8 protein-coding genes are annotated in these 7,688 nt (G+C 66.3%); 2 read left to right on the top strand and 6 right to left on the bottom strand.

Annotated elements, in window-relative coordinates:
- The 4 genes from ACV22Z_RS21210 to ACV22Z_RS21195 all read right to left on the bottom strand — a co-directional run.
- A partial coding sequence (locus ACV22Z_RS21210; protein WP_448078244.1) for an electron transfer flavoprotein subunit beta/FixA family protein occupies nt 1-429 on the bottom strand: 429 nt, incomplete at its 3' end.
- A 229-nt stretch (nt 430-658) separates the two neighbouring features.
- On the bottom strand, nt 659-1,453 hold the full coding sequence (locus ACV22Z_RS21205) for a MetQ/NlpA family ABC transporter substrate-binding protein (protein WP_448078243.1): 795 nt from the start codon (nt 1,451-1,453) through the stop codon (nt 659-661).
- A 31-nt stretch (nt 1,454-1,484) separates the two neighbouring features.
- Entirely contained in the window at nt 1,485-2,138 is a 654-nt protein-coding gene (locus ACV22Z_RS21200; protein ID WP_448078242.1) for a methionine ABC transporter permease, read from the bottom strand.
- Nucleotides 2,128-3,162, bottom strand: a complete 1,035-nt coding sequence (locus ACV22Z_RS21195) for a methionine ABC transporter ATP-binding protein (RefSeq protein WP_448078241.1) — start codon at nt 3,160-3,162, stop codon at nt 2,128-2,130. Before ACV22Z_RS21195 ends, ACV22Z_RS21200 begins: the two co-directional genes overlap by 11 nt.
- A 228-nt stretch (nt 3,163-3,390) precedes the next feature.
- Between ACV22Z_RS21195 and ACV22Z_RS21190 the strand changes: the two genes are divergently transcribed.
- Nucleotides 3,391-4,311 carry an alpha/beta hydrolase gene (locus tag ACV22Z_RS21190; RefSeq protein ID WP_448078240.1) on the top strand — a complete coding sequence of 307 codons (921 nt, stop codon included), beginning with the start codon at nt 3,391-3,393 and terminating at the stop codon, nt 4,309-4,311.
- A gap of 16 nt (nt 4,312-4,327) precedes the next feature.
- Here ACV22Z_RS21190 and ACV22Z_RS21185 read toward each other — a convergent pair whose 3' ends face one another.
- Complete coding sequence (locus tag ACV22Z_RS21185; protein ID WP_448078239.1) at nt 4,328-5,251, bottom strand: histone deacetylase family protein; 924 nt, start codon at nt 5,249-5,251, stop codon at nt 4,328-4,330.
- 170 nt (nt 5,252-5,421) lie between these two features.
- On the opposite strand from ACV22Z_RS21185, the gene mltB reads away from it, so the two are divergent.
- Nucleotides 5,422-6,648, top strand: coding sequence for a lytic murein transglycosylase B (mltB, locus tag ACV22Z_RS21180; protein WP_448078238.1), 1,227 nt, complete (start codon nt 5,422-5,424; stop codon nt 6,646-6,648).
- 69 nt (nt 6,649-6,717) lie between these two features.
- Here mltB and cysM read toward each other — a convergent pair whose 3' ends face one another.
- Nucleotides 6,718-7,620: a cysteine synthase CysM gene (gene cysM, locus ACV22Z_RS21175; protein ID WP_448078237.1), complete on the bottom strand. Its 903-nt coding sequence runs from the start codon at nt 7,618-7,620 to the stop codon at nt 6,718-6,720.
- Nucleotides 7,621-7,688 lie beyond the last annotated feature (68 nt).

The raw sequence follows: 7,688 nt of genomic DNA, 5'->3' as shown, positions 1-7,688 counted from the left end.
CGCGAACGTCGCTTGCGGCAGGCCGGCCAGCGCAGCCAGCATCTGGCCCGTCTGGTTCGAGTCGTCGTCGATCGCCTGCTTGCCGAGGATCACGAGCTGCGGCTGTTCCTTGTCGACCAGCGCCTTCAGGATCTTCGCGACCGCCAGCGGCTCGACGCTGTCGGTCGACTCGACGAGGATCGCGCGGTCCGCGCCGATAGCCAGCGCGGTACGCAGCGTTTCCTGCGCCTGCGCAACGCCGACCGACACCGCAACCACCTCGGTCGCCACACCCGCTTCCTTCAACCGCACCGCCTCTTCCACGGCGATTTCATCGAACGGGTTCATCGACATCTTCACGTTCGCGATGTCGACGCCCGTGTTGTCCGACTTCACGCGGACCTTCACGTTGTAATCGACCACTCTTTTCACTGGCACCAGGATTTTCATGCACACGCTCCAAAGTTACGAATACGACCAGAGGCCATTCTATAGCGAGGCCTCGTGACTGCGCGGCCAAGCGGACCCATCCTTCGTGGCTATCGAGGATACCGCTCCTTTGCGGCGCGCAGATAATAGCGAACGATCGTTCTATTTTAAAAGAGAAAAAACCCGGACGCAAAGCCCGGGTTTTCGATAATCGCCTCTAATCAGCACCGGGCGCGCCACGTACCGCGCGTTACCAGGCGGCGATGACCGCGCCGCCGAACTTGCCCTCGATGAACTGCTTCACCTCGGGCGAATGATAGGCCGCGACGAGCTTCGCCACCCACGGCTTGCTCCTGTCCGCCTCGCGAATCGCGATGATGTTCGCATACGGGCCGTTCGGGCCCTCGATCGCGATCGCATCCTGTTTGGGCTTCAACCCCGCTTCCATCGCGTAATTGGTGTTGATCGCCGCCGCGTCGACGTCGCCGAGCGAGCGCGGGATCTGCGCCGCATCGAGTTCGACGATCTTCAGCTTGTTCGGGTTGTCGACGATATCGAGCGGCGTCGCCTTCAGCCCCGCATCCGCGCGCAGCTTCAGCACGCCCTGCTTCTGCAGCAACAGCAGCGCACGGCCGCCATTCGTCGGATCGTTCGGAATCGCGATGCGCGCCCCCGGCTTCAGCTCGGCGAGCGACTTCACGCGCTTCGAGTAGATGCCCATCGGGAACGTCACGGTGTCGGCCACCTTGATCAGCTTGTAGCCGCGATCCTTCACCTGCGCCTGCAGGTACGGCTCGTGCTGGTAGCTGTTCGCGTCGAGATCGCCGGCGGCAAGCGCGGCGTTCGGTTGAACGTAGTCGGAGAATTCGACGATCCTGATGTCGAGGCCGCTCTTCGCCGCAACCTTCTTCACGACCTCCATCACCTGCGCATGCGGGCCGCCCGTCACACCGACCTTGATGGTCTCCGCACGGGCCTGCGCGCCCGCGAACAGCGCCGCCGCGCCGAGCGCCGCCGCGAACTTCAGCATGAACCGTCGTTGCATCGCCTTTCCCCCAAACACGTCGAAAATCGTCTTATTTATGACTGAGCCGGCGCACGAGCCAGTCGCCGAACGACTGCACGAGCTGCACGAACACGATCAGGATCGCGACCACCGTCCACATCACCTCCGGCAGGTAGCGCTGATAGCCGTAGCGGATGCCGAGATCGCCCAGGCCGCCGCCGCCGATCGCGCCCGCCATGGCCGAATAGCCGACGAGCGACACGAACGTGATCGTCAGCCCCGCAACGACGCCCGGCAGCGATTCCGGCAACAGCACCTTGAACACGATCTGCGACGTCGTCGCGCCCATCGACTGCGCGGCCTCGATCAACCCGCGATCCACTTCACGCAGCGCCGTTTCGACGAGCCGCGCGATGAACGGCGCCGCCGCGAGCGTCAGCGGCACGACCGCCGCGGCAGTGCCGATCGACGACCCCGTGATGAGCCGCGTAAACGGAATCACCGCGACCAGCAGGATGATGAACGGCGTCGAACGCACCGCATTCACGATGCCGCCGAGCACACGATTCACCGCGAGGTTCTGCAGCACGCCCTGGCGGTCGGTCAGGTAGAGCAGCACGCCGAGCGGCAGCCCGACGAGCGCGCCGACCACGCCGGAGATGCCGACCATGATCAGCGTCTCCCAGAACGACTGCACGAACATGTCGAACATTTCACTCAACATACGAAAGCTCCTCTACCACCACGCCTTGCTCGCGCAGGAACGCGAGCGCCTGTCCGACCTTGCCCGGCTCGCCGCCCGCGAGCACCGCGAGCGAACCGAAGGCCTGGCCCTGGATCTCGTCGATCTGGCCGTGCAGGATGTTGAAATCGAGTTCGTAGCGGCGAATCGTCTCCGACAGGATCGGCTGGTCGACGCCCGAGCCCGTAAACGCGAGGCGCAGCAGATGGCCGCTGCCGGTCTTGAGCCGCTCGGCGACGCGTGCCTTCAGCGCAGGCGGCAATTCCTGCGCGATCACGTCGCCGATCAGTGCGCGCGTCACTTCGTGGTGCGGCTGCAGGAACACGTCGATGACCTTGCCCTCCTCGACCACGCGCCCCGCGTCGAGCACCGCGACGCGATCGCACACCTGCTTGATCACTTCCATCTGGTGCGTGATCAGCACGATCGTCAGGCCAAGCTCGCGGTTGATGCGTTTCAGCAGATCGAGGATCGCGCGCGTCGTTTCCGGGTCGAGCGCCGACGTCGCTTCGTCGGACAGCAGCACCTTCGGATTGCTCGCGAGCGCGCGCGCGATGCCGACGCGCTGTTTCTGGCCGCCGCTGATCTGGGCCGGATAACGGTCCTTCTGCGCGGACAGCCCGACGAGGTCGAGCAGCGGCAGCACCGCGGCCTCGATGTCGGCGCGGCTCGCGCCGGTCAGCTCGAGCGGCAGCGCGACGTTGTCGAACACCGTGCGCGACGACAGCAGGTTGAAATGCTGGAAGATCATGCCGATCTCGCGGCGCGCTTCGCGCAGCGCGCCCGCGGGCAGCAGCGTGAGATCGCGCCCGCCGACGACGACGTTGCCTTCGGTCGGCCGGGTCAGCAGGTTGATGGTGCGCACGAGCGTGCTCTTGCCGGCGCCGCTGCGGCCGATGATGCCGAACACCTCGCCTTGCGGAATCGTCAGGTTGACGTTGTGCAGCGCGTCGACCCATCCGCTGGGTCCCGGGAAACGCTGCGACAGATTGCGTAATTCGATCATGTAAACAAAATGGCGGACGGCTGGGGAGGCGCCTGTGCACGCCCCGCCAGTCGGCCGCCGATGCATCTGGAATAGCCGGCGATTTTACCGCAAACGCCTCATTCCCCTTAATAATCGATTTCGATCTTTTCATAACCAGACGAAATTAGAGGAAGCCGCTGGCGCGTGGCGACAGCGCGGCGTCTATGATCGGGAACGCGAATATCAACGAACCAGGGGACACGCCAGATGACCGCTACCACCACCGCGCCCGCCGCCGCCCCGCTTGCCTCGCCCGTCTCCGTGTTGTACCCGCCGCCGCGGATGGGGCGGCTGCGCACCGCCGACGGACTGGAACTGGCGTCGTACCGCTGGCCGGCCGGCGACGGCACGGCCGCGCCGCGCGCGACGGTTGCGCTCGTGCATGGCCTGGCGGAGCACGCGGGACGCTACGGCGCGCTCGCCGCGCGCCTGAACGCGGCCGGCATCGACGTGCTGGCCGTCGACCTGCGCGGGCACGGCCAGTCACCCGGCAAGCGTGCGTGGGTCGAGCGCTTCGACGGCTACCTGAGCGACGCCGATGCGCTCGTCGCAGAAGCTGCGCGCGGCAATTCGCCGCTGTTCCTGATGGGGCACAGCATGGGCGGCGCGGTTGCGGCGCTGTATGCAATCGAGCGCGCGCCGGCCCGCGGCCGCAGGTTCGCCGGGCTCGTGCTGTCGAGTCCGGCGCTTGCGCCCGGCCGCGACGTGCCGCGCTGGATGCTCGCGCTGAGCCGCTTCATCAGCCGCGCGTGGCCGACCTTCCCCGCGATCCGGATCGACGCGGCGCTGCTGTCGCGCGATCCTGCCGTCGTCGCAGCCAACCGCGCCGACCCGCTCGTCCATCACGGCGCGGTGCCCGCCCGCACCGGCGCGGAAATTCTCGACGCGATGGCGCGTATCGAGCGCGGCCGCGGCTCGCTGCGCACGCCGGTGCTCGTCTATCACGGCACCGAGGACAAGCTGACCGAACCGGACGGCAGCCGCGTGTTCGGCGCGCGCGTCGGCTCGCCCGACCGCACGCTCACGCTGTACGACGGCGGCTTCCACGAAACGATGAACGACCTCGAACGCGATCGCGTGATCGACGCATTGGTCGCATGGATTCACGCGCGCGCGCCGGCGCGCTGAGCGCGCTCGCGCGGCTTCAGATCCCGGCCAGCACGCGCAGGTGCGCGACGACGCTGCGGCCGAGCGCGGACAGGTTGTAACCGCCTTCGAGACAGCTGACGATGCGCCCTTGCGCGTGACGGCGCGCGATCTCGACGACCTGCGCGGTCAGCCATTCGAAGTCCGACTCGACAAGGCCGAGGCCGCCGATGTCGTCCTCGCGATGCGCGTCGAAGCCCGCCGATACGAACAGCATCTGCGGCTTGAACGCGTCGAGATGCGGCAGCCAGAACATGTCGACTGCCTCGCGAATCGCCATCCCGTTGCTGCGCGCGGGCATCGGCAGGTTGACCATGTTCGGCGCCTGATGCTCGACGCCCGAGAACGGATACAGCGGATGCTGGAAGATGCTGCACATCAGCACGCGCTCGTCGTTCGCGAACGCGGCTTCGGTGCCGTTGCCGTGGTGCACGTCGAAATCGACGATCGCGACACGCTCGAGCCCGTGCACGTCGAGCGCATGCCGCGCGGCGATCGCGACGTTGTTGAAGAAGCAGAAGCCCATCGCGCGCGCCGGTTCCGCGTGATGGCCGGGCGGCCGCACGCTGCAGAACGCGTTGTCGTAGCGCCCCTCGATCACCGCATCGGTCGCGGCGACCGCGGCGCCGGCCGCGCGCAGCGCCGCGCGCCACGTATCGCGGTTCATCAGCGTATCGGGATCGATCTCGACGTAGCCGTCGATCGGCGTCATGCCCCGGATGTAGTCGATGTGCGCCTGCGTATGCACGCGCGCGAGCGCGGCTTCGCTCGCGAACGGCGCGGTCTCGTGCGCGACCAGGTCGTCGATGCGGCTTGCGATCAACTGGTCCTGGATCGCCGACAGGCGAGCCGGGCATTCCGGATGCCATTGCCCCATCTCGTGCAGCATGCAGTCGGGGTGCGTATAAAAGGCGGTTGCCATAAGCGTCGTCCGCAGCGCGCGGGCGCTGCAGGTCTCCATCTGATGAGGTCCATCGTCTGTCGCGAATTCGCCGCTAACTTACCACAACAGGCGGCCGGTTCGCCCCGTCGCGACAGATGCGTCGGGTATACTGCGCCGAACGCATTCGCCCCTGTCCGCTCCGGTTCGTCATGAATTACAACAAGCCTGTCGCCTCCGTTTCCGCACTGTTCCGTGCGCGCCTCCCGCTCGTTGCCGCTGCCCTCGCCGCCGCCCTCGCTGCCGCGCCGGCCGGCGCGCAGACGCAGCCCGCGGCATCCGCCGGCAAGCTCGTCGCGCAGGACCAGCCGCAACAGCCGGCGCCGCAAGGCCAGACCTTCGAAGAAGAGATCGTCCCGCAGCGCTACGCGAACAACGCGCAGGTCGACGCGTTCATCAACGACATGGTGAGCCGGCACGAATTCGATCCCGCCAGCCTGCAAGCGCTCTTCGCGCGCGTCAGCTATTCGGCGACCGCGGTGAAGCTCGTGAAGCCCGCGGCATCGCCGACCGTGAAGAACTGGCGCGTGTACCGCTCGCGCTTCATCGAACCGATCCGCATCAACGCGGGCGTGAAGTTCTGGAAGGCGAACCAGGCGACGCTGCAGCGCGCTTCGGAAGAATTCGGCGTGCCGCCGGAAGTGATCGTCGGCATCATCGGCGTCGAAACGATCTACGGCCGGTACATGGGCAACTTCCGCGTGCTCGATGCGCTGACGACGCTCACGTTCGATTATCCGGACACGCCGAATCGCGACAGCCGCCAGGCGACGTTCCGCAAGAACCTCGAGGACTTCCTCGTCTGGACGCGCGACAACCAGCTCGACCCGACGACCGTGCTCGGCTCGTACACGGGCGCGATCGGCATTCCGCAGTTCCTGCCGAGCAGCATTCGCGAATATGCAGTCGATTACGAAGGCAACGGCCACGTCGACCTGCGCAACAGCCCGGCCGACGCGATCGGCAGCGTCGCGAACTACCTGAAGCAGCACGGCTGGGAAACCGATCGCCCGGTGGTCTGGCAGATCGCCCCCGATACCGGCAGCCTGGGCATCGCACAGGCCGCGGCCGATGGACAGCCGGAACCGCACTGGGCGCTGTCGCAATTGCTGCAAGCGGGCATGACGCTCAACGAGCCGTCGGTCAATATCGCGTCCGAGGCAGGCACGCCTGTCACCGTCGTCGATCTGCCGTCTCCGGGGCGCGCGACCGAGTACATGCTCGGGCTCAAGAATTTCTACGTGCTGACGCGCTACAACCGCAGCTTCTTCTATGCGCTCACGGTCTATCAGCTCGGCGAGGCCGTGAAGGCGCAGATGGAAGCGACCGGCGCGCTCGCACCCGCGGTCCGCACCAACATGCAGGCGCAAGCGCAGTAATCGCACGCAGGTCGCCAAATGAAAAAAGCGCCGCAGGGCGCTTTTTTCGTTGTGTGCGAACGGCTTCGCTTAAGCGGGAAACACGCCCGTCGACAGGTAACGGTCGCCGCGATCGCAGATGATGAACACGATCGTCGCGTTCTCGACCTGGCGCGCGATCCGCAGCGCGACTTCGCACGCGCCGCCCGACGAGATGCCGGCGAAGATGCCCTCGACGGCTGCAAGATTGCGCGCAGCCGCTTCGGACGCCGCCTGGCTCACGTTTTCGACGCGGTCGACGCGACTGCGGTCGAAAATCTTCGGCAGGTACGCTTCCGGCCACTTGCGGATGCCGGGGATGCGCGAGCCTTCCTCCGGTTGCGCGCCGACGATTTCGATCGACGGATTCTGCTCTTTCAAATACCGCGACACGCCCATGATCGTGCCCGTCGTGCCCATCGCCGACACGAAGTGCGTAATGCGGCCCTCGGTGTCGCGCCAGATTTCCGGGCCCGTGGCTTCGTAATGCGCGAGCGGATTGTCGAGGTTCGCGAACTGGTCGAGGATCACCCCCTTGCCTTCGCGCTGCATCTGGTCCGCGAGATCGCGCGCCAGCTCCATCCCGCCCTTCACCGGCGTCAGGATGATTTCCGCGCCATAGGCCGCCATGCTCTGGCGCCGTTCGACCGACAGGTCCTCCGGCATGATCAGCACCATCTTGTAGCCGCGGATAGCCGCGGCCATCGCGAGCGCGATGCCGGTGTTGCCGCTCGTTGCCTCGATCAGCGTGTCGCCCGGCTTGATGCGGCCGCGTTCTTCGGCCTTGCGAATCATCGACAGCGCCGGGCGATCCTTCACGGACCCCGCCGGGTTGTTGCCTTCCAGCTTCGCGAGAATCACGTTGTTGCGCGCGCGAATCTCGTCGTCCGGCAAGCGGACCAGTTGCACGAGCGGCGTGTTGCCGATCGTGTCTTCGATAGTTTTGTAAGCCATGGACGTACCGTGAGTGCGATGCCGATCAAGCGGTCGATTCTAAACCAGCGACGCAACCCGTGCCGGCT

This window comes from Burkholderia sp. PU8-34, from assembly GCF_053427725.1.
Note: the sequence above shows the minus strand (reverse complement) of the source record. Positions and strands in the feature narration are given on the sequence as shown.

Coding starts and splice junctions, on each gene's coding strand:
- ACV22Z_RS21205 (WP_448078243.1), bottom strand. CDS start 1,453: ATGCAACGACGGTTCATGCTGAAGTTCGCGGCGGCGCTCGGCGCGGCG.
- ACV22Z_RS21200 (WP_448078242.1), bottom strand. CDS start 2,138: ATGTTGAGTGAAATGTTCGACATGTTCGTGCAGTCGTTCTGGGAGACG.
- ACV22Z_RS21195 (WP_448078241.1), bottom strand. CDS start 3,162: ATGATCGAATTACGCAATCTGTCGCAGCGTTTCCCGGGACCCAGCGGA.
- ACV22Z_RS21190 (WP_448078240.1), top strand. CDS start 3,391: ATGACCGCTACCACCACCGCGCCCGCCGCCGCCCCGCTTGCCTCGCCC.
- ACV22Z_RS21185 (WP_448078239.1), bottom strand. CDS start 5,251: ATGGCAACCGCCTTTTATACGCACCCCGACTGCATGCTGCACGAGATG.
- mltB (WP_448078238.1), top strand. CDS start 5,422: ATGAATTACAACAAGCCTGTCGCCTCCGTTTCCGCACTGTTCCGTGCG.
- cysM (WP_448078237.1), bottom strand. CDS start 7,620: ATGGCTTACAAAACTATCGAAGACACGATCGGCAACACGCCGCTCGTG.